We start from the raw sequence: 21,451 nt of genomic DNA, 5'->3' as shown, positions 1-21,451 counted from the left end.
AAAGGCCCAAGCGCCGGTGCAAGTCAATCGTGCAAGTCAATGCAGTGTTATCAGCCGTGGGCCTTCAGCCAGTCCATGGCGCCAGAGGCTGCCTGCTTGCCCTGGGCGAAACAGGCGGTCAGCAGATAGCCGCCAGTGGGGGCTTCCCAGTCGACCATTTCCCCGGCACAGAACACGCCCGGCATGGCCTTCAGCATCAGGGCGTCATCCAGTTCCTCAAACGCTACGCCGCCGGCGACACTGATGGCTTCCTCGATGGGGCGCGGGCTTTCAAGCTTTAGCGGCAGCGCCTTGATGCCTGCCGCCAGTTTGGCCGGGTCAGTGAAGGTGTCCGCGGGCAGGCATTCACGCAACAGGGCGGCTTTGACACCGGTGAGGCCCGTGGCTTTCTTGATGTGCGTTGCCATGGATTTCTTGCCGCGTGGCTTTGACAGGGCATTCGTCAATTGTTCAGCCGTGCGGTCAGGGGTCAGGTCCAGCATCAGAGCCACTGGCCCATGCGCCTCAATGGCGTCGCGGATGGCGGCGGAATGGGCATAAATGCTGCTGCCTTCTACCCCGTGCTTGGAGACGACGAAGTCGCCTTTGATGGCTTCCCCAGCGAACGACAGCACCGTGTTTTTCACCGGTTCGCCCTCGAACCGGTCGCGGAAATGGTCGGTCCAGTTCACGTTGAAACCGCAGTTGGCCGGACGGAAGGGTGTCACACGAATGCCCCGGTCCTTGAGGTGTGGCACCCAGCTGCCGTCTGACCCAAGCCGGGGCCAGCTGACACCGCCCAAGGCCAGGATCACGGTTTTGGCCCTTACGGCAATTTCCTGTTCCGGCGTCTGAATGCGAAGCGAGCCGTCTTCCGTCCAGCCGGTCCAGCGGTGCAGGGTCTTGAGCACTGCGTGGCCGTCCTTCAGGCGTGTCAGCCATGCGCGAAGCAGTGGCGATGCCTTGAAGGCCGTGGGGAAAATGCGGCCTGAGCTGCCGACGAAGGTTTCGGTATCCAGGCCCTTGGCCCAATCACGAATCGCCCAGCTGTTGAAGCCGCGGATGGCATCTCCAAGGCGGTCTTCGCCCGCGCCGTAGCGCTTGAGGAACCCCTGGACAGGTTCGGCGTGCGACAGGTTCAGGCCGGATTTTCCCGCCATCAGGAACTTGCGCGCGGGCGTGGGCATGGCGTCATAGATCACTGGTGTGATGCCGGCATGAATCAGATCCTCTGCCGCCATCAAGCCCGCGGGCCCGGCGCCAATGATGGCAACATCCACTTGTTCCTCAATTGGCGTCACGGCGCTTTTCCCCACTGGTCAGGTCTCGCCCGGACACTAGTGCGAACGGCACTGGCAAGCAAGCTGGTTTGAGGTGGCTATTTGACGCATGAATGCAAAGAGGCGGCACCAGTGGCCGCCTCTTTCCTGTTCTGATGTAGCCGCCCGACTTACTGGGCCAGCGCGTAATTCAGAATTTTGTAGGCAAGCTTTGCGGCAAGGAAATTGGGGGCGTGGAAGCCGTCGATGGGCGCAAGCTCGTTGATGTCCGCACCCACGATGGTGCCTGCCTTCGATGCCGCCTTGATGATCTTCATCGCATCATTCCACATCACCCCGCCCGGTTCAGGCGTGCCGGTTGCGGGCATCAACGACCCGTCAAAGCCGTCCAGATCGAACGTCAGATAGATATTGCGACCCTTCAGGGGTGCAATGATCTCCTCCACATTCCAGTCATCGCGGTCCTTGCCCCAATGGATGGTGATGCGGTGGCGGTTGGCGTCCAGGAACGGGATTTCCTCTGCGGAAATATTCCGGATGCCGACAGACACCAGTTCGACAGACGGGTGGTCGAGCACACGGCGAAGCGCTGCCGCGTGGCTATAGTGCTCGCCCTCATAGCCGTCGCGCAGGTCTGCGTGAGCGTCGAAATGCAGGATGATCAGGTCATCATACTTGTCAAAGTATGGCCGGATGGCGCCTGGCGTGATCGAATGCTCGCCGCCGAACACCAGCGGGAATTTGCCGTCATCCAGCACCGCCCGGGTGTAGCTTTCAAGCCTATCCAGCGCCGCCGGGATGTTGGCGCCGTCGACGGGCTTTTCAGCCATGGTCACAACGCCGTAATCCCGGAAAGGCTCTTTCCAGAGGTCTTCGTCGAACAGTTCCACCTGATGACTGGCTTCAATCATGGCTGCCGGGCCCTGGGCTGTGCCGCCCCCATAGGAGACGGAAGCCTCCAGCCCGAACGGGATGATCACCGCGCGCGCGTCAGCGTAAGTCGCCGCATCCTCTGCCTCGAGCCCGAGGAAAGCATCCTCGGGCGCCAAGAGGTCAAACGGCGCGTTTCTGATTGCGTCTTTCATCAGATTTACTTCTGAAAGAGCTTCGCGAATTCACGGCGTGGGCGACCCTTCCAGGCACCGCGATGGTAGGCGTCAGATGCCAGAAGCGGCACAACGGAAGACGCTTCCGCGAACACCATCTGTTCCCAAACTGTGTCTACCTTGCCCCAGCTTGAGGCTTCCTTCAGCGTGGATGACGAGCAGGCACCGTCGCGCACGTCAGCAACCGTGATCTGAACGGCGTATTTGTGCATGTCCACTTCCTTGCCCAGGATTTCGGCACAAACAACCGTGTCCTGCACAAAGTTTTTCGGCACGCCGCCACCGATCATCAGAAGGCCGGTCTGGCCCGCTGCGATCTTGATGTCTGTCAGTTCGCGGAAGTCAGCCACGCTGTCGATGGACATATAGTTGCCCGGGTTTTCAACCTGGTGCTTCACAAGGCCGAAACCGGCTGAGCAATCAGAGAAGGCAGGCACGAAGATCGGCACATTATGGTCATAGCAGGTCTCGATCAGGGAGCCCTTCTTGACGGCGTTCTTTTTCAGCCACTTGCCCATCTCCCAGATGAACTCGCGGGAGGAGTATGGCCGGCGCTCGAGGCTATCGGCGATGATCTTGATGGTTTCGTCACACGCCTGCAGCTCTTCCTCATCGATGTAGGTATCATAGATACGGTCGATATAGAGGTCACGCAGCTTGCCGTCGTCCATGAACTGGTCGCCCTGATAGTGGCTGAAGCCAAGGGCTTCGAAGAAGTCCATGTCCACGATGGAAGCGCCGGTGGAGACGATGGCGTCTACCATGCCAGCTTCCACCAGGTCGCGGTACACATGCATGCAGCCACCCGCGGACGTGGAGCCCGCCAGTGTCAGGATCACGCTGCAGTCCTTGTCTTCAACAGCCATGTTGAAGATCTGGGTGGCGCGGGCCAGATCGCGCGAAGTGAAAGCCATCTTGTCCATCGCATCGATGATCGGGCGGGCGTCGAAGCTTTTGATGTCGATATGCTCAACCTTCTTCGACAGAAGTTCCGCTTTTTCGCCAGAGACGAGTGGTGAGGTGATTTGTTCGTTCATTTTTTCAGTCCAATTCTTCAGTCTGTAGGTTCTGCCAAGCTAGATAGAGCGATCAGGCAATCAGGGTCGGCGCAGCCACAAGGGTCGGCACCGAAATTGTGTTCGGAGTGTCTGTTTCACGTGAAATTGCAACCATCGTTTCGGAATAGAAACCATTGAAGCGTGCTTGCATGGTATGGCCGTATGCGCCCAGATGTTCGAAGATCACCCAGTCGCCTTCCGCCACATCCACCGGCAGCGGGAAGGGACCTTCCATCTTGTCGCAGCTGTCGCAGGTTGGACCGAAGCAGCGGTAGAAGCTGGTCTCGCCAAGCACATCGCGACCGTCAGCCGTCACAAGCGACAGCGGGAAGGGCCACTCTGGCACACCCGCGTCAAACAGCGCGCCATAGGTGCCGTCATTGAGATACAGGTCCGTGCCTTTTCGCAGCTCCACGCGGGCGGCGACAGCGCCGGATTCGGCGACAAGCGCCCGGCCGGGTTCGCACAGGGTTTCAGCATCCGCGAACCCGTGCATGTCGAGCGCGCTGTGGATGGTCTGGAAATAGCTGTCGAGCGCCGGTGGTTCCATGCCCGGATAAGCCACAGGGAAGCCGCCGCCCACGTCGATCACGTCCAGCTTGATGCCAGCGTGGCCAACTACGGCCGCCGCCTGCAGAATGGCTTCGGAGAAAGCGCCCGGGCGCATGCACTGGCTGCCCACATGGAAGCTGACACCCAGCTTCATAGCGACCTGACGGGCACGGCTGAGCAGCATTGGCGCCATATCAAGCGGCGCGCCGAACTTGCCGGAAAGCTCATAAGCCGCACCTTTGGCGGACACGCCAAGACGCAGGAACAGCTCCAGATCTTCGGCATAGCCGGTTTCCTCGAGAATCTTGTTCAGCTCATCCATATGGTCGAACGCGAAGGCACGCACACCCATCATATAGGCGCGCTGGATGGCCTGGCGGCTCTTGATCGGGTGCATGAAGTAAAGCTTCGCGCCCGGCAGCAGGCCGGCCACCAACTCAACCTCGCGGATGGAGGCGACATCGAAATCGCGCACGCCAGCAGTATACAGCGTTTTCAGCACTTCCGCGTGCGGGTTGGCTTTCACCGCATACATGGAGCGGCCGCGGAATCCGGTCAGGAACTCGGCTGCCTTGTCCTGGAGAACATCCGGGAAGAACAGGTGCACGCTGTCGTTCGAGGCCTCAGCTTCGATTGCGCCACGGATGGAGGAGTAGCAATTCAGTTCGCCATACTGTCCGCGAAAATCTTCGGTTGGGGACGATGGGCGTACAATTTCCAATACCTGCATTGGCCTGGATTCCTTCACTCAAGAGGAAAAAAGCACATGACCCCTGGGATACGAATCCGTGGGTCCTAGACAGGGCCGCCAGCGCAGTGCCGGCGTTTGGCGCATCTTTTAGCGATGCGCGGAAATATGGAAAAGTTTCAGTACGACAGAGAAATAGTCGTACATGTCAGCCGACAGGAACAGCCGGTTGGCTTCAAATTCATGGGATGCAGACAGTTGCTGCAGCGTTTCTTTACGTGCGGTACGGATCATTCCGGCAAACCCCTCGATCAACTTTGACCGGATAGTGGCCGGCCCCAATCAACAAAGGACGATTTGCGTCGTTACCCGTACATGGCTGCCGGAAGCCTGATGGCTTGTTTGCCCGGGAGTCGTGGCACGTGCGCTTTTTACGTCTGGCGGCGTAAATGATGTTTTTTCCCCCTGATTGCAAGCAATTTTTTTTGCGCGCGTTTTCTAGAAGGGAACCGGCGCTTCAAAGGTGAGCATTTCCGCCGTTTCAGGGTGCCGGAGCGTCAGGGTTTTCGCATGCAGCTGCAGGCGCGGCGCGGCCTCCAAGGCTTCGCCTTCGGCATATAAATTGTCACCCAGAATCGGGTGGCCGAGGCTGAGCATATGGACCCTAAGCTGGTGTGATCGCCCGGTGACCGGGTAAAGGGCCACGCGGGTGGCTTTCTCTTCGCGCTCAATTACCTTGTAGCGGGTCAGCGCCCGTCGGCCAGTCTCGAAGCATACCTTTTGCTTGGGCCTGTTGGGGTAGTCGAACGCCATCGGCAAATCCACCTCGCCTTCGTCCGCGCCCATATGGCCATGAACGCGCGCTTCGTAGGTCTTTTCCGTCAGTCGGTCCTCGAACTGGCGGCCAAGGTTCCTCAGCGCATCCATGTGCCGCGCCATGATGATGACGCCGGAGGTTTCCATGTCCAGCCGGTGGACGATCCGCGCACCGGTAAACTGGGCCTGCACACGGGTCGCCAGGCAGTCCTGTTTTTCTTCGGTCCGGCCAGGCACAGACAGAAGCCCCGGTTGCTTGTTCAACACCAGGATGTCCTCGTCTTCATGCAGGATTTCGAGCCAGGGCTCGGTGGGCGGATTATAGGGCAGGAGGAGGACCATCAGACCAGCGACTTTTCCATTTTGATAAGCGGTACATTGACGCCCAGGGACGTCGGGACCTCTTCATACACGACGGGTTCATATCCGCAAACCTTATAGAGCGGCTCGCCCGACAGCGTAGCCATCAGCTGGCAGGTCTGGAAGCCTTCCTCGCGGGCCTTGCTTTCACACAAGTCCATGATCAGGCGGCCAATGCCGCGCCTGGCCCAGTCGGGGTGGGTATACATGGCGCGAATGCGGGCAGCTTCCGATGCCGGGTCCAGAAGGCGGGGGTTGCGCCCTTTGGTATGGTTGGCGCCATACAGCGTTTCCCGCCGGGACCAGCCGCCACAGCCGACAATCTCATTGCCGCACTGGATGGCATAATAGGTGCCGTCCTCGATCAGTTGTGTGTCCATACCCATCAGTTCAAAGGACGCCTGAACCTGTTCGGGCGTCAGGAAGCTGTCCTGCAGCGTACCGATGGAGGCATGCATGATGGTGGTTAGCTCAGGGATGTCTTCTTTTGTGGCCACGCGGTGCGCGAAATCGGGTGTCTGGGTCATGGCAATGCCTATGGCTGATACGGGTCCTTCATCATATGGGCGGCAGGTGGGGGCCTGTCCAACGAAATCTCTGGCCCTGTAAGCCAAAGTTGCGATGTGCGTGCGCCTTAAAGCTGCTTTAATGCGTGCCGGGAGGAAGCTCATGAAAGGTCTTCTTTTATCGTTTTGGTTTCTGTTGGTCGCCAGCCCAGCAGCGGCAATTGAGGTTCCGCCGCTCGCATCAGAGGCGGAAGTCAAGGAAGCCGTTCAGGTGTTTCTTGACTGGACCAAAGCCTATGAAGAAGGGCGCTATCTGGACCAGTGGAAGCTGACCCACCCGCGCATCCAGCGCTGGCACCACAAGAAGCGATGGCGCCGCACAATGAGCAAGGGCAGGTCCCGGTCGGGCGACCTGTTGGCGGCAAACATCACCACGGCAGGCCCTGTGGATGCGCGCAAGCTTCCCTGCACCGAAATGCGCCACTGTTACCGCAAGGACATGCAGGTGGTGATCATCTTTCTGGAAACAAAGTACGAGAAGGCGGAACCGCAGCAGCCCGAATATGTCATCATGGCCAAATCGGAGGACGGCTGGAAGTTCGGTGGCGGCACCTTTCCGGCGCTACCCGCAGGCGAGACGATTGTGATTTTGGACCGCAAGGATGAAGCCAGATACGAGAGGCCCGGAGTGGAGGTGCAGAACTGACCTTTCAGCGTGTCATCTTTTTTACGAACACCACAACGAACAAGGCTAGCGTAAAGCTGCCGGTGAAGGCCTCGATTGCAGCAACAAATCGTGATGCCCCGACGGGGGTGATGTCCCCGTACCCCAGCGTCGTGAAGGTCACGACGCTATAATAGAGGCTGTTCAGGAAATGGCCGATGTTGGTGGCCCAATTCTGGCTGGTGGAAAAACCCATCTCTTCCCCGCCCGACGTCGTACCCAACAGGAAGTAGGCAACAGCGCACACAAAAATGAGGATGAGCGAGAAGATGATGACGTTCAGCGGCCGCTCGCCATAGCCGCAGAAGAGGTCGATGAACTTGGACGTGAGGCGCCGGGCCGACAGCGGCGGATACTGGAACCGCCGCATGGTCAGTTCCTTTTGAATGAACCGCCCACCCATCTCGAACAGGCCCTGTTGTTCTGCGGCTTTCCTGAGGTCGCGGTAAATTTCCTCGGACTGTTCGAAATTGTCACGCGCTGTCTTGTGCTTCTGCCAACGACCCGCCTTGTGGGCCAGATCCTCCTGCATCAGGCGCTTGCCGATGTCCATGCCGTCTATGCGTGCACCGCGCCACTTGATGCCAAGCAGATTTGTGCCAGAGAAATCGCAACAATGCAGGTTGGCGTCTGAAACATCGGCTTTCATCAAGGACCCGTGTTTGAGTGTCAGGTTGAAGAGGTGAGCCTCTGAGAGGTCGGCGCGATACAGGTCAGAATAGGAGAGGTCAAATCCCTTCTGATGGCCACGGTTCACCAGGTCAACGCCTTTCAGGTTTGCTCCTTTGAGCTGAAGGCCCTGCATAAGGCCACCACTGCGCGCATGGTCTTCAAGCCGGGTCTTCAAGTCGTGATTGCTTTTGTCGGTATTGGGGCAGTGCCAGAAGCAAAGGCCATCTTTGGCGGTCTCTTCGCCGCAGCGATGTCCGTCGGGACTAACGTATTTGCAGGGTGCCTTTTTGTCGGTCATGGATGAGTCCACTTCTTATTGCAGCGTATCCGACAAGGTTTAGCATTCGATTAATGCCCGGATGCCGTAAGGGAAATTGACAGCACGCCCGCCAGCCACCATAGTTTTGCGTGAGGGACAACAGGACGCCAAAGAGCGCCGAAAAAGGGAAGGATTTGAGGTGGCTAGCCAACCTTCAGACCAACACGCACATCCAAAATCTGACATTGATATCGCCCAGGCGGCCACCATGCGGCCGATCATGGATGTGGCCAAAGACAAGCTGGGCATCGAGGCAACGGATCTTGAACCCTACGGTCACTATAAGGCCAAACTGTCGCTGGATTATATTGAGGCCCTGAACGGGCGGCCCGACGGCAAGCTCATTCTGGTGACAGCTATCACGCCGACCCCGGCTGGCGAAGGCAAGACCACCACCACCGTGGGGCTTGGCGACGCACTGAACCGTGTGGGTAAAAAGGCCATGATGTGTCTCCGGGAACCCAGCCTTGGCCCTTGCTTTGGCATGAAGGGCGGCGCCGCAGGTGGCGGTTATGCCCAGGTGGTGCCCATGGAAGACATCAACCTGCATTTCACGGGCGATTTTCACGCCATTGGCGCTGCCAACAACCTCCTGGCCGCGCTCATCGACAACCACGTCTATTGGCGCCAGAATGATGAAACCGGGCTCGATAATCGGCACATCACCTGGCGCCGCGCGGTGGATATGAATGACCGCTCGCTTCGGCAGATCACCACGTCGCTTGGCGGGGTCGCGAACGGTGCGCCCCGGGAAGCGGGTTTTGATATCACCGTAGCATCAGAGGTGATGGCCATCCTGTGCCTGGCGAAGGACCTGAAGGACCTGGAACGTCGACTGGGCAATGTGATCATTGGCCTGACGCGCGACCGCAAGCCGGTATTGGCCAAAGAAATCAACGCCCAGGGCGCGATGACGGCCTTGCTTAAAGATGCCATGAAGCCCAACCTGGTGCAGACGCTTGAGGGCAACCCGGCCTTTGTGCACGGTGGCCCGTTTGCCAACATCGCCCATGGCTGCAACACGCTGATCGCCACCAAGACGGCCCTCAAGCTGGCGGACTATGTGGTCACGGAAGCGGGGTTCGGCGCCGACCTGGGGGCCGAGAAATTCTTCGATATCAAATGCCGCAAGGGTGGCTTGAAGCCTGATGCGGCTGTCCTGGTGGCCACGATCCGGGCGCTCAAGATGCATGGCGGTGTGGCCAAGGATGATCTGACGACGGAAAATCTGGATGCGCTGGAGAAGGGATGCGTGAACCTCGAGCGCCATGTGCGCAACCTGAAGCGCTTTGGCGTGAAGGTGGTTGTGGGCATCAACCGCTTCTCCGCCGACACACCGGCCGAGATGGACCTGGTGCGCAAGAAATGCGCGTCACTGGGTGTCACCGCGGTGGAAAGCGACCATTGGGCCCAAGGCGGTGCAGGGGCAGAGGAACTGGCCCGCAAAGTTGTGGAAGCGGCGGAAAGTGGTGACAGCAATTTCAAGCCACTATACGGCGATGATACATCGCTCTGGAACAAGATCCAGACCATTGCGACCGAGCTTTATGGTGCCAGCGAGATCATCGCCGACAAGAAAGTGCGTGGCCAGATCAGGGACCTGGAGGCCGATTATGGCCACTTCCCGGTCTGCATCGCCAAAACACAGTATAGCTTTTCCACCGATCCGGACTATAAAGGCGCGCCCACGGGGCATGTGGTGCCGATCCGTGAAGTACGGCTGTCGGCGGGTGCCGAGTTCCTGGTGGTGGTGTGTGGTGACATCATGACCATGCCCGGGCTGCCCAGGGTGCCATCGGCCAACGCCATCCATGTGGACGGTAAGGGCCGTGTCGCGGGGCTTTTCTGAGCCCCGCCGCAATAGAAGGAAGATAGTATGGCCGACGACGCCAAGCTGACTGAGCGTATGGATGATCTTGAGGTCAAATTTGCGTTCCAGCAGGAAACAATCGAAACGCTGAACAGCGCAGTGACAGACCAGTGGACGGAGATTGACCGGCTGAAGAAGTCATTGGCACAGTTGCAGGGGCAGATCGCCGACCTTGAGGATTCCCAGGGGCCCGCCGATCCCGGCAATATCAAGCCGCCGCACTATTAAGCCTTACCCTCAGGGCCTTCTTTTGGCGCGATGGCGCGGTAGTCGTCTGAGCGGAGCGCCGTTACGACCGTCTGGATATCGGCTTCATCTGCGTTGAGCGCCCGGGCCACCTCTGCCCCCAGGCTGAGGCTGGCTTCCAGGGTTTCCGGTACGGCGTGCACCGCGCCCAGCTTGCGCATGGCCTTGGCCGCCGTGGCATTGTGCGTGCGCACGAAAATCGGCAGGTTCGGGCATTCCCGTTTGGCACAGATGATCATGCGCTCCGCCGCCTTCGGGTCATCCACCGTGATCACCAAAAGGGCTGCGGTATTCGCCCCGACAGCGCGCAAAATCTCAGGTCGGGCGGCATCACCATAGATGGCGGTGTGACCGGCTTCGCGCGCACGTTTGACATGCTCGGGGTTCAGGTCGACTGCGGTGAAGGGCAGTTCCAGGTCTGTCAGGATACGGGCGATTGTGTCGCCGACCCGGCCAAACCCGGCGATGACAATATGTTTTCTTCCTTCGGTTTCGGCCTTTTTAATCGGCGCAGGAACACCAGTGTCGCGTGCCACCTGACGCGCGAGCCGTTCGCCCAAAAGGAACAGGAGTGGTGTTACCGCCATTGATAGCGCGATTACGGCGGACAACATTTCCACCAGCGGCCCGTCAAGCAAGCCTTCTATCTGAGCATAAGTAAACAACACGAAACCGAACTCGCCAGACTGGGCAAGCAGCGCCCCAACCTTGATAGCCTCACTCAGCGGCTGCTTCATTGCCCGCACCAGCAGGACGATGATGGTGGCTTTAATCGCCAACAGGCCCAGCAGGCCAGACACCAAGAGCCCGGTGTGACCCAACAGCGTGCCGATGTTGATGCCCATACCCACAGACATGAAAAACAGCCCCAACAGCAGGCCCCGGAAGGGTTGGACGTCCACCTCCACCTGATGGCGAAATTCAGATTCAGCAAGCAAGAGGCCGGCGATAAAGGCGCCCATGGCCATCGAAAGGCCAATGCTTTCCATCAGCCAGCCGAAGCCCAGTACCAGCAGAAGCGCAAAGCCAGTGAAGACCTCAGGTGTCCGGCCAGCGGCCACCAGGCGAAACAGCGGGTTGATGGCCAGCCGCCCTGCCATGATCACGCCCGCAAGAATGGCCATGGTTTCAAGAAGCGCGATCCCGAAGGAAGCCCCGATGGTGGCTTCGCCCTTGACCAGAATGGGCACAAGCGCCAGCAGCGGCACAACTGCCAAATCCTGCAACAAGAGAATTGAAAAGCCAGAGCGGCCCCATTGGCTGGAGAGCTGGTTCTTGGACGCCAGCAACTGGATGCCGAAAGCTGTACTGGAGAGGGCCAGCCCAAAGCCGATCAGGGCGCTGGGCGCAGCATCAAAGCCAAAGCCATATTGTGCGACCATCCAAAGGACGACGCCGGTGACCAGGAGTTGCGCGCTACCAAGACCGAACACCTGGCGCCGCATTACCCACAGCCGCGCAGGTTTGAGTTCGATCCCGATCAGGAACAGCAGGAACACCACGCCAAACTCGCCGAGATGGGCAATTTGGGCAGGGTTGGTGATCAGCCCCAGACCCCAAGGGCCGATCAGCATGCCGCCCACCAGATAGCCGAGGATGGCGCTAAGCCCTAACCGGCTGAAGACGGTCGCGGCAATTACGGCAACGGCCATCAGGCTGAGGATTTCTAAAAGCATGGCGTCTTGGTGCATGGTAGGTCTGTATGGCTCTTTTCGGGGTTAAACACAAACTGGCATTTTCGGGTTGCTATCTTATGTCGCGGGTTTCTGGCCGCGAATTGTATCGGTAATTTTTGTAATCATGGCGGGCTCCCATATCCTCAGGCTGAGGCCATAGACGATCGCCGAGGCACTAGCAAGGAGCAGCAATGCCACCAGCGACAGATGGCCATCGCCTGCATAGAGACGAAAACAAAATGCCGGAAGCGCGCAAACAAGGGTAATTCGCAAGGGCCCCTTGAGCGCGCGCGCGAACGCGCCAGGCGAGATCAGCTTCAGCCGATGAAGCTGCGCGCAGGCTGTTAGCAGGTAGGCAACGACCGGGAGGATCATCAGGATCGCGACGGTTCTGAGGTCGAAGAAAAGGGCGGTCATCAACACCGCCACCTTGGTGCCGTTGTCGGCTAGCTGATTGCGGATCAGCGCCCCGCCGTGACCCAACGCCACAAGCGCGGAACAGGCCAGCGTGACAGGGCTGGTCAGCAGCCCATAAATCACCAGATACGATGCGATCGATGCGGCTTCCGACCATTGATAACCGAAAAGGGTCAGAACCACCTCAGGCGCCACGATGGCCAGCACCAACCCGGCAGGCCAGAGCAAAGTGGCGTAGATGTGCACGACATCCTGCACGACGGGTTCGCATGGGTTGCCGGCTTTATGCTGTCGCGCGATTTCGGGCACAAGCACGTTATGGAAGCTCATCTGAGCCACCTGCGATATCAATCGTGGCAATGTGTAGCCCCGGTCAAACTGGGCCGAGGGCGCAAGCCCCAGCAATTTACCCAGAATGAAGTTGTTGGCATGGTTGCCGATCATGCCGATGACCGTCGCTGTCGACAGGCTCAGGCCGTATCGGATGATAATCCTGGCGCCGTCAAGTCGTGGCGAGACAGGGATGTTTCCCCGGAACAGGGTAAGCCCCACCAGAATGGAGACGATCTTTTCGGCCACCAAGGCCATCGCCAGGGCAAGCGCGCCATAGCCATAGAGAACTGCTGCGATGGTGGTAATGGCGGAGACAACCATCAACCCGCTGTCGATGGCCATGAAGGCCCGAAACCGCATGTCCCGGCGCATCAGGCCGCGCATGATGGGAACGTGGGTGTTCAGCGCAGTGGCCAGGGCAGTCAGGCGGGTGATATCGGCGATGATGTCGGCACCAAAGAAAGCACCCAGCGGTTCAGACAACAGCCATAACACCACTGCCAGCAGAAGATTGAGCAGCATGTTGACGGTGAAGACAGACCGCATGAGCAGTTTATCGAGCGCCTTGTAGCTGGCGACGAAATTTTCAACGCCGGCACTTTCAAAGGCGCGCACAAAGGCGGCAGCGGCGAGGGCCACGCCGAAGCTTCCGATTTCCTCTGGCGTCAGCATGCGGGCGACAAAGATCGACAGCCCGAACTGGATGCCGAGCTTCACAACCGATGACAGGCCGGAAAAATAGAGGGAACGCCCAAGCCCCATGGTGCTTCATGCCCCTTGAATGCCAAAAAATATATACAATCAACAGGTTATCTGGGGCTGACGGATGCGTCCAGCAGAATTGGTACTATCGGTCTTAGGGTGAATTGGCCTTCAACCGGTTTGGGGCGCCGTGGGACATGAATTGTTGATGGGTAGGATCAGGGCATTGATCTTGTGAAAGATCAGGGTCCTTCAGACAGGAATTTGCTGTACCATGGGGCGGTAATTGATTGGCGGAAACATCTAATCGGGGAACAGGCAATGAAAATGACGCATCAGATTTTGGCGCCGGTTTTGGCGGTGACGGTGGTGGTGGGCACTGCATCTTCGGCAGATGACCCGATCACAGGCCTTGAGGAAGCGATGGTCCACGTGGATGCAGCAGCCAAGGCGTGGGACAAGATCACCGGGACCCCATTCCCGGATGGGCTTGAACGAAAGCGCCTGCACGCCAACAAGGCAACGGGCGGCGGTGCCGGTATTCTGAAATTCCCTGAAGGCTATATCGAACCGCGCCACTATCACACCACGGCAGGCCATTCGGTCTATATCCTTAAAGGCAGTCTCAAGATTGGGGGCGAAACCTATGGCCCAGGCAACTTCTTTTACGCCCCAAAAAACGTTGCCCACGGCCCTAATGAAGCCCTTGAGGAAACAGAAATCCTGATCTGGAGCGATGGCCCGCTGGACCTGCATATGGGTGACCTGCCGCCGACGGGTGACGGGCAATAGGGCTGTTTGCTGGCGGCTTGCGTAAACCAATTTGCTTCAGCCTGAATTGAACGGTTCAAATTCACCGGCAGACCGTCTAGGGTGCGGGTCTCATGGCCGCATCGGCGGCTGTCTTGAAATTCTCACCAGGCCTTTCCATGCATCTTGATGACCAGCCCGATCAGTCGCTCCACAGTATGCTCAAGCAGGTGTTCGGCTTTGGCGACTTCCGCCCAGGGCAGGAAGAGGTTGTTCGGGACTTGATTGCTGGCAACAGCGTGTTGGCTGTGATGCCGACGGGCGCGGGCAAAAGCCTCTGTTACCAGATGGCGGCCCTGATGCGGCCCGGGATTACCATTGTGGTGTCGCCGCTTCTGGCGCTCATGGCGGATCAGGTCGCGAGCCTGGAGGCCAACGGCGTGGCCGCGGCCAGCATCAACAGCACGCTCACGCGCGACGAGAAAATTTCAGTATGGAACCGGCTGACAGCGGGGGAGCTGAAGCTTCTGTACCTGTCGCCCGAGCAGCTGATGAACGGGCGGCTGCTGCCGGCGCTTGCCAAACAGCAGGTCTCGATGTTCGTGGTGGACGAGGCCCACTGTGTGTCCCAGTGGGGGCATGATTTCAGGCCCGAATACCGCCAGCTGGATGCTTTGCGCAACCTGTTTCCCGACGTGCCCATCGGCGCCTTCACGGCCACGGCAGATGCACCCACACGCAATGAGATCATGGATCACCTGCTGCATGGTGACGGCAGGTTGCTGGTGCAGGGGTTTGACCGCCCCAACATCCGCATCGATGTGGCCCAGAAGGATAACGCCAAGGCTCAGCTTCTGGCTTTTATCCGCGAGTTTGAAGGCCGTCAGGGCATTGTCTATTGCCTGTCACGCGCCAGCGTTGAGCGGACGGCCCAGTATCTGAACAGGAATGGCTATCAGGCGCTGCCTTATCACGCCGGCATGCCCGCGGATGTGCGCCTTGCGAACCAGGAACAGTTCCTGGCGCGCCCCGATGTGATCATGGTGGCCACCATCGCCTTCGGCATGGGCATCGACAAGCCGGACGTGCGGTTCGTGATCCATATGGACCTGCCGTCCAGCATGGAAGCTTACTATCAGGAAATGGGCCGTGCAGGCCGGGACGGCGCACCGGCGCGGGCCCTGATGCTATACGGCTTCGACAATATCCGTGCCCGGCGCGAGATGATTGCCGGCTCGCCCGCGAGCGAAGAGAAGAAGCGGCTGGATGTGCAGCGGCTCAACGCGCTCCTGAGTTTCTGCGAGGCGCCAAGCTGCCGCCGGACTGTGCTTTTGCGCTATTTTGGCGATGACCATGGTGCGCCGTGTGGCAACTGTGATGCCTGCATCAACCCGCCGGAGCTTTATGACGGCACCCATGAAGCCGGACTGGTTTTGAACGCCATCGAGGCCACGGGCCAGATGTTCGGGCGTACCCACATCAAGGACATCCTCGTGGGCGGCAAAACACAGAAAATTCGCGATGCTGGGCACGACACGTTGGCGGTTTACGGGGCTGGCAAAGATATCGACGCCCGCGACTGGCAATCCATCTTCCGTCAGATGCTGGCGGCGGGGATGATTGACGTCAGCCTGCAGCATGGCTCGCTCCTGATCGCGCCCAAGGGGTGGGATCTGATGCGCGGTGAAGGTACGGTTGATTTCATCAAGCAGAAAGCCCGCAAGGCGGCGTCGCGCCGGGCCGCATCCCGCCCGGTGGTGGAAGGCGTGCATGAAGGCCTTTATGAGCACCTCAAGGGCGTGCGGCTGGAGCTGGCGCGCGATCGCGGGGTCCCGGCCTATGTGATTTTCCATGACGCGGTGCTGCAGGCCATGGCGGCTGAAAAACCGGAAAACCCAGACGCGATGCTGGCCATCAGCGGTGTCGGACCGCAGAAATTCGACCGGTTCGGGCAGGCTTTCCTGGATGCCATAGCGGATTATGCCGTCGACGCCTGACCGTGTGGATTTGCAATTAGCCGCCTGCTTGCCTACTATCCATATCCAAGGGGTCGAATGCCGGAGGACGTATGCGTTATTTGTCATGCAAGCCGCGTTCGGAGTTTTTCATGAAAATTTGGGCTTCATGCCTGCCGAAGCGGTCGTTGGCGGCGGCTTTTTGCATGGCTGCGGTTTTCAGCGCTCCGGCATCTGCCCAGATGGTGTGCGAAAACGCCTACAAGTATTTTGAGGACCACAGCCACTGGAAGCGCGGCGTGGACGATGTGGTCGAGCCCACGGTCATCCGCGAGAAGCGCAGGCAGTTGAACGCGTGCGTAGCGGCCACATCAAATGATGTGAATAAGGGCAGGGCTCTCTCCATACTGGGGCACCTCAGCCTGGCGGAAGACAATTTCCAGGAAGCCATCCAGCTGTACCGCCGCACTCTGTCGGCGGCCAATTGGACGACCGATAGTGAAATCAGGTTTCGCGTCCATCTGATCGCTGCAATCTGGGAATCAAAAGATTACCGGGGCTACATCCGCGAAGCTTCCTATATGCTTTCCAATTTCGGTAGCCAGCTGGGTTACCGGCGGGAACTTCTGTATTCGCGTCGGGCTCAGGCGCACGAAAAGCTGGGCAACAAAAAGGCTGCCCTGTCCGACTTCCTGCAAAGTGGGTTGCTGGATGACAGCCCGTTCGTGGCGGGCAGCATATCCAGCAGGCGTTCTGCGACTCAGCAGGCCTTGCGGCTAATGCGGGAACAGTCTTGGCGGACCAGTTGCAGCGTTCTTGATGCCGGTGATTTTAATACCGGTAACGAGTTGACGAAACTTGATGACTGTCTGTCGTCAACCAACCTGCCGTCGATCGATAAGGCGCGAGCCTACCGGTTGCAGTCTTTGCTCTATGACCGTGATAAAAAGCCGGACGCGTCATACCAGAGCCTGTTGAAGCTGATGCGGGTGCGTACAGACCTGCCAACATTCTCCGATCTGGATCGCGGTGATCTCTTGTTCAAGAGTGCGAGCAGCAATAGCAGCATGATGCACCGGTTTCTGTTTCATATCATCCGGCAGGGCAATTTCAGCGATCTGTCGGCGCACATCCAGGATGTGGAAAGCAGCTACCGGACGTTCCTTGAAAAGGCGCTGGCCAAAGGGTCACCGCTGATTTCCAGCTATTCCTTTTATCAACGCGAGACAAAGACAAGGGATGAGGAAATCGCCACGCGCTTCCTGTTGCCGTCCGTTGGATGGCTTATTCAAAACGGGGATGCGGGTATTGATGCGGCCAAAGGCTTGCTGGACAGCCGGGTGTACAGGGTGAAAGACCCAAGTACAAAGGCGCGCCTTCTGATGTCGCGGGCAGACATCCACGTGCGCAAGCAGGATTTGGGGCAGGCCGATAAGGATTTCGCTGCCGTTCTGCCCTTGGCGAATGGGGCTGGGCTCAGGGGGCTGGGCCGGACTTCCCAGCGCATGCGCGCGCTGATCGCTGCCAATCAAGCGCGGTTCGGTGACGCCTTTGACTTGATGAACCAGTATTTTTCAGGCTTGTCAGACACCTGGCCAACCCAACCGACCAATGATCTGGTTGAGGCGCAGACCTTGCGCGCTGATTTTGCGGCCCGCGCGGGACTTGGTGATGAGGCGCGCAAGCATATTGATGTCCTGAAAGGCATTTATGAGCGTCATGGCCAGCCGTGTGAGCCTTGTGCCCAGATTGAGCAGAATATCGCCAACTGACCAGCAGCATTGGGAGGAATCGCATGAAAAAGATGATCGGCTTGATTGCGGTGGCGCTGATACTGGCGGGTTTGCCCGATCAAGCAGCATGGGGCAAAGACTTGACGCGGGATGAGGTCCGCCGCTGTATGGACTTCGGATATGACATCATGCGTGCAGAAGAGCGCCTGGAGCTTGGCGAGCGCGCGCAGCGCGACATCAACAGACGGTTGAACGGTACAACAAACCGCGACTATCAGCGCCAACTCACCCGGGACTATAACAAGGAAGTTCGCAAGCAAAGCCGCCGTATTGAAAATTACGAAGACTATCTGCTGCCACGTTTTAACAAGGACTGTGCCCGCCGGTCAGTCCAGACAAGCGATTATGAGCGGGTTTGCAACACGCAGGACCGGATGGAAAACCCCTTTTGCAGAAGCTTTCCTGACTTGGCCAATCGCGTCAAACGCAAGAAGGGCTGGAAATGACCTTTGCAAGACCCTGTGCGAATACGGTGGCTAGAGCATTGTGATACGGGAGGAAAGATTGAAACTGTTGATGATGACGGTAGCATGCGGGCTGATGCTAGTAATGTTAGATGCGGGGGCAGAGGCCGCCGATAAACCGCTGACACGGGATCAGGCGTGGGACTGTATCTCTTATGGTGATGATATTCTGCGTGCCCAGAAACGCATCGATGATTATGCCCGCATGCAGCGTCATGCGAAGAAGCGCTATAATGAGACAACCAACCGAAACTACCAGAGGGAGCTTGCGAGCGAGCATGACCGCTACCAGGCACGCTACAACTCGAATGTCGCAGACTATAATGAAAACCTTTTGCCGCGATATAATAAGCGATGCGTGGGCCAAACACTGGCTGTGAGTGACTATGAGGCCGTCTGCAATACGCGCGCCCGAATGGACAACCCTTTTTGCAAAAGCTTCGGTGATTTGCGGCGGGACATGATGCGCAAAAAGGGCTGGAAATGACCTTTGTGAAGCTCAGTGCAGAGGATGTCATCGCCCGCGATATCGTCGGGCGGCCGTTCCTGCACGAACAGGGGCAGTTCGTCTGCCGGGGATATGTGGCCGACTTCACCGTTGAGGGTGACTATTGGACTCTCAAGGTCCGGGACGTGGAGTGCCTGGACAAGATGGCTGGCCAGTGGCGTCATGACACAGACGCGGACGAATATGGCGGCAGCCTTTCACAGTATTGCTCGTTCGTGGAAGACACGATCGACGACATCATCTGCCTGTCGGGCTACGGCATGGAAATCAACGTGGGGCCTGAATGCGACAGCCCCTGGAGCGAGATCGATTGGCCGGAACTGGACGGCTATGAGGGTGGCCCGATGACGGGTAGGCTGAGCAAACGGGACAAGAAGAAGCGCCGCAAGAAGGGGCGCTGAAGGTCAGGGTGAGACTATGAAAAATGCATCAACCATAGACTGGTGGAGCTGGCGCGGCTTTTTCTACACGTTTGTCAGCGGAATCTTTTGGTGGCTCCATTGGCGGCCAGCCCGCTTTCTGGTGACGTTGGCCTATCCGTTGATATTGGGGTTTCTTGAGTATGCACTCGCGCCCGAGCTTGCAGATGGTGGCGCTGAGCGCGATGTGGCTGCATGGTTCCCATACGCCTTGGTGGCATGGCCGGTGGTTATGGGATTTGTGCAAAGCGAGGCGGTCTATGGCCAATATATTGAGCACCGTTCCAGGCTCGCTGGCACAGTCACTATTCTTCTTTTCGCAATCGCCTTCCTGCTCAGCAAGCCGGGGTATGAACTGCGCCACCAACTGGCAGCAGAGATACCGGTTGCGAGCATCGCTGCGGTCGTGCGGCCGCCGGTTGACTGGCGGGAGCTGAGAAAAGAATTTGATATGGAGAAAAAGCGTTTCGGCTTTGTCGATCAGCACGGTGTTTGGGTGCTGCCGCCAAAATATCTCCATATCATGGGCACGCTCACGGACTCCCGGTTCAGAAACAACCGTGCGCTGGCCGTACTGCCGAAGGATGACAGGGGCGGGAGCGACAACCGCATCACCTATATTGATTCAACAGGCAAAGCCATAACACCCTACTTCAAGGAGCTTTATGGCCGTCTGCCTGATGGTGATCTGGCCTGCGTCAGTGTGGCGCCGGAGGAAGGGAAGGGGCTGGACCAAGAGGGTGTCATCAATATTGAGACGGGTGAGTGGGTTCATGGTCCTGGCCAGCCCACTTTCATGTATGAATCGAATTTTCGTGGCAGGCTGTGTCGCTATTTTGAAAAAGCGAAGGTGATGGTTGTTGAACTGTCTGCTGAAGAGGCCAGCAAAGGTATTCCACGCCACCGGGCGGTCTTTTATGGCCGCGGCGACAGGAAGTTGTTTGAGAAAAGCATCGAGCTTCTCAGCATCCGCGACGACAAGTTCGTTGTGGACGACAAGATTTTGCGGACCTTCACAACATGTGTTGATGGAAGTGTTGGGCCGGAACGCGTGGAAAACCGTGAGTATCTGCTTGGCATGTATGATGGTGACGGCCGCAAGGTGTCAGAAATCCGTAGCACGCGCTTCAAGGCTTCCAAGTACAAATGCCCCTGAGGTTGACAAAGCTTAGCGATCAGCTGAAGTAGCCTAGGGCCGTGCGGGAAAAATGAGCCTCTCGAGCAAAGGCGCGTGGCTCAACAAAAAAGCCGCCCATGAAGGAGCGGCTTTTTTAAGTGGTGCCCGGGGTAGCTGTTATGACTGTTTTCTTTCGAGCAAAACCTGTCTGTATCAATTTCCCGCGGGGCTAGCTCCGTTGATGGTACCCAAAAGCCATTCAATATGGTTGGAAATGCGTTCATAGTTTTCCGTCACCCCATAAATGCCGGGGTAGGTTTCGTCTTGTTGAAACGAGCTTACACCAGCCAGAAATCTATGTTGGCCTTTGGTGATAAACGCCGGGCCGCCGCTATCTCCTGGCCCGCTGACGGCTTCAAACTCAACAGCCTTACCGGAATCTGGGGCGTCAAATCGGAACCTCAGTCTTTTGTCGGCTTCTTCGATGATATTGAAGCCTTGTCGAAACCTCCCATCCTTGACCAGAGCAGGATCAATGCCGTCACCGGTTCGCCCCCAGCCAAGGATGCTAATTCTTTTTCCTGTTTCATCCTGTTCTCTGTAAAGCCAGGCTGGTGCAACGCTCGTTACAGGTTTTTCCAGTTTTATCAGGGCCAGATCGGTAACGCCCTCCGACCCCACTCTTTCCGCATCCCAGCTGGGATGGAACACCAGTTGCAGGACCGACCGTTCTTCATGCCCAATGAGGATTTTGTCACCTATTTTCGCATGTTCTGCGACATGCGCTGCCGTGACGATCCATTGTGGTGCGACCAGGGTGCCAACGGCACGTCCTTCCAGTAAGGGCACGACCTCCGCAAACATTTTTGGGTCTACAATGGCCTGCTTGGCGGGAGCCGCCTTCGTGACGATGATTCCACGTGCCGGGGCGCTTATGACGGCCAGAATGACAAAACAGCTGAAAAAGAATAGACGCATGAAATGGCTTCCTTGCTCCCGACAGGTTCTGGCTGCCCATGATGCTGCCTTGTCGCCTTCAGTCAAGGCAGACATTAGTTGGGTTTTGCGCAAGCAAGGAAAGCTATTCAGCGATTTTTTGAGGCCAACAAAAAAGCCGCCCATGAAGGAGCGGCTTTTTTAA

At 58.0% G+C, this 21,451-nt stretch carries 21 protein-coding genes; 10 read left to right on the top strand and 11 right to left on the bottom strand.

Annotated features, from left to right (window positions below):
• Positions 1 to 50 precede the first annotated feature (50 nt).
• The 7 genes from B3Z17_RS06125 to B3Z17_RS06095 form a co-directional block, all read right to left on the bottom strand.
• Positions 51 to 1,280 (bottom strand): TIGR03862 family flavoprotein, encoded by a 1,230-nt coding sequence (locus tag B3Z17_RS06125; protein ID WP_286828996.1) that lies wholly within the window; start codon positions 1,278 to 1,280, stop codon positions 51 to 53.
• Between the two features lie 149 nt (positions 1,281 to 1,429).
• Positions 1,430 to 2,344, bottom strand: coding sequence for an agmatinase (speB, locus tag B3Z17_RS06120; protein WP_286828995.1), 915 nt, complete (start codon positions 2,342 to 2,344; stop codon positions 1,430 to 1,432).
• Positions 2,345 to 2,349: 5 nt separating this feature from the next.
• Positions 2,350 to 3,402 carry a 1,9-bis(guanidino)-5-aza-nonane synthase gene (locus tag B3Z17_RS06115; protein WP_286828994.1) on the bottom strand — a complete coding sequence of 351 codons (1,053 nt, stop codon included), beginning with the start codon at positions 3,400 to 3,402 and terminating at the stop codon, positions 2,350 to 2,352.
• Positions 3,403 to 3,454: 52 nt separating this feature from the next.
• Positions 3,455 to 4,705 (bottom strand): type III PLP-dependent enzyme, encoded by a 1,251-nt coding sequence (locus B3Z17_RS06110; RefSeq protein ID WP_286828993.1) that lies wholly within the window; start codon positions 4,703 to 4,705, stop codon positions 3,455 to 3,457.
• Positions 4,706 to 4,813: 108 nt separating this feature from the next.
• Positions 4,814 to 4,957: a hypothetical protein gene (locus B3Z17_RS06105; RefSeq protein WP_160328651.1), complete on the bottom strand. Its 144-nt coding sequence runs from the start codon at positions 4,955 to 4,957 to the stop codon at positions 4,814 to 4,816.
• Positions 4,958 to 5,161: 204 nt separating this feature from the next.
• On the bottom strand, positions 5,162 to 5,821 hold the full coding sequence (rluA, locus tag B3Z17_RS06100; RefSeq protein ID WP_286828992.1) for a bifunctional tRNA pseudouridine(32) synthase/23S rRNA pseudouridine(746) synthase RluA: 660 nt from the start codon (positions 5,819 to 5,821) through the stop codon (positions 5,162 to 5,164).
• Positions 5,821 to 6,366: a GNAT family N-acetyltransferase gene (locus B3Z17_RS06095; protein WP_286828991.1), complete on the bottom strand. Its 546-nt coding sequence runs from the start codon at positions 6,364 to 6,366 to the stop codon at positions 5,821 to 5,823. The genes rluA and B3Z17_RS06095 overlap by 1 nt, the downstream gene beginning before the upstream one ends.
• A gap of 142 nt (positions 6,367 to 6,508) precedes the next feature.
• Between B3Z17_RS06095 and B3Z17_RS06090 the strand changes: the two genes are divergently transcribed.
• Entirely contained in the window at positions 6,509 to 7,051 is a 543-nt protein-coding gene (locus tag B3Z17_RS06090; RefSeq protein ID WP_286828990.1) for a hypothetical protein, read from the top strand.
• A 4-nt stretch (positions 7,052 to 7,055) separates the two neighbouring features.
• On the opposite strand, the gene B3Z17_RS06085 is transcribed toward B3Z17_RS06090, so the two are convergent.
• Positions 7,056 to 8,039 carry an ion channel gene (locus tag B3Z17_RS06085; RefSeq protein ID WP_286828989.1) on the bottom strand — a complete coding sequence of 328 codons (984 nt, stop codon included), beginning with the start codon at positions 8,037 to 8,039 and terminating at the stop codon, positions 7,056 to 7,058.
• A gap of 160 nt (positions 8,040 to 8,199) precedes the next feature.
• Between B3Z17_RS06085 and B3Z17_RS06080 the strand changes: the two genes are divergently transcribed.
• The gene (locus B3Z17_RS06080) at positions 8,200 to 9,909 is read left to right on the top strand and encodes a formate--tetrahydrofolate ligase (protein WP_286828988.1); all 1,710 of its coding nucleotides are present in this window, start codon (positions 8,200 to 8,202) and stop codon (positions 9,907 to 9,909) included.
• Positions 9,910 to 9,936: 27 nt separating this feature from the next.
• A complete protein-coding gene (locus B3Z17_RS06075) occupies positions 9,937 to 10,158 on the top strand; it encodes a SlyX family protein (RefSeq protein WP_068308135.1) in 222 nt (73 codons plus the stop codon).
• On the opposite strand, the gene B3Z17_RS06070 is transcribed toward B3Z17_RS06075, so the two are convergent.
• The gene (locus B3Z17_RS06070) at positions 10,155 to 11,852 is read right to left on the bottom strand and encodes a monovalent cation:proton antiporter-2 (CPA2) family protein (protein ID WP_286828987.1); all 1,698 of its coding nucleotides are present in this window, start codon (positions 11,850 to 11,852) and stop codon (positions 10,155 to 10,157) included. The two genes, B3Z17_RS06075 and B3Z17_RS06070, sit on opposite strands and share 4 nt — an antisense overlap.
• Positions 11,853 to 11,927: 75 nt before the next feature.
• Positions 11,928 to 13,364 carry an oligosaccharide flippase family protein gene (locus tag B3Z17_RS06065; RefSeq protein WP_286828986.1) on the bottom strand — a complete coding sequence of 479 codons (1,437 nt, stop codon included), beginning with the start codon at positions 13,362 to 13,364 and terminating at the stop codon, positions 11,928 to 11,930.
• 261 nt (positions 13,365 to 13,625) lie between these two features.
• Between B3Z17_RS06065 and B3Z17_RS06060 the strand changes: the two genes are divergently transcribed.
• The 7 genes from B3Z17_RS06060 (at position 13,626) to B3Z17_RS06030 (ending at position 20,349) form a co-directional block, all read left to right on the top strand.
• Positions 13,626 to 14,096: a cupin domain-containing protein gene (locus tag B3Z17_RS06060; protein WP_286828985.1), complete on the top strand. Its 471-nt coding sequence runs from the start codon at positions 13,626 to 13,628 to the stop codon at positions 14,094 to 14,096.
• 92 nt (positions 14,097 to 14,188) lie between these two features.
• The gene (recQ, locus tag B3Z17_RS06055; RefSeq protein ID WP_286828984.1) at positions 14,189 to 16,051 is read left to right on the top strand and encodes a DNA helicase RecQ; all 1,863 of its coding nucleotides are present in this window, start codon (positions 14,189 to 14,191) and stop codon (positions 16,049 to 16,051) included.
• A gap of 110 nt (positions 16,052 to 16,161) precedes the next feature.
• Positions 16,162 to 17,781: a hypothetical protein gene (locus B3Z17_RS06050; RefSeq protein ID WP_286828983.1), complete on the top strand. Its 1,620-nt coding sequence runs from the start codon at positions 16,162 to 16,164 to the stop codon at positions 17,779 to 17,781.
• A gap of 23 nt (positions 17,782 to 17,804) precedes the next feature.
• On the top strand, positions 17,805 to 18,248 hold the full coding sequence (locus B3Z17_RS06045) for a hypothetical protein (protein WP_286828982.1): 444 nt from the start codon (positions 17,805 to 17,807) through the stop codon (positions 18,246 to 18,248).
• Between the two features lie 94 nt (positions 18,249 to 18,342).
• Complete coding sequence (locus tag B3Z17_RS06040) at positions 18,343 to 18,753, top strand: hypothetical protein (RefSeq protein ID WP_286828981.1); 411 nt, start codon at positions 18,343 to 18,345, stop codon at positions 18,751 to 18,753.
• On the top strand, positions 18,750 to 19,175 hold the full coding sequence (locus B3Z17_RS06035; RefSeq protein WP_286828980.1) for a hypothetical protein: 426 nt from the start codon (positions 18,750 to 18,752) through the stop codon (positions 19,173 to 19,175). Before B3Z17_RS06040 ends, B3Z17_RS06035 begins: the two co-directional genes overlap by 4 nt.
• 16 nt (positions 19,176 to 19,191) lie before the next feature.
• Positions 19,192 to 20,349, top strand: a complete 1,158-nt coding sequence (locus B3Z17_RS06030) for a hypothetical protein (RefSeq protein WP_286828979.1) — start codon at positions 19,192 to 19,194, stop codon at positions 20,347 to 20,349.
• Positions 20,350 to 20,523: 174 nt separating this feature from the next.
• Here the strand turns inward: B3Z17_RS06030 and B3Z17_RS06025 are convergent, their stop codons facing one another.
• Positions 20,524 to 21,432: a S1 family peptidase gene (locus B3Z17_RS06025; RefSeq protein WP_286828978.1), complete on the bottom strand. Its 909-nt coding sequence runs from the start codon at positions 21,430 to 21,432 to the stop codon at positions 20,524 to 20,526.
• Positions 21,433 to 21,451 lie beyond the last annotated feature (19 nt).

Origin of the sequence: Kordiimonas sp. UBA4487, assembly GCF_002389025.1 — a bacterium.
Taxonomy (GTDB): domain Bacteria; phylum Pseudomonadota; class Alphaproteobacteria; order Sphingomonadales; family Kordiimonadaceae; genus Kordiimonas; species Kordiimonas lacus.
Note: the sequence above shows the minus strand (reverse complement) of the source record. Positions and strands in the feature narration are given on the sequence as shown.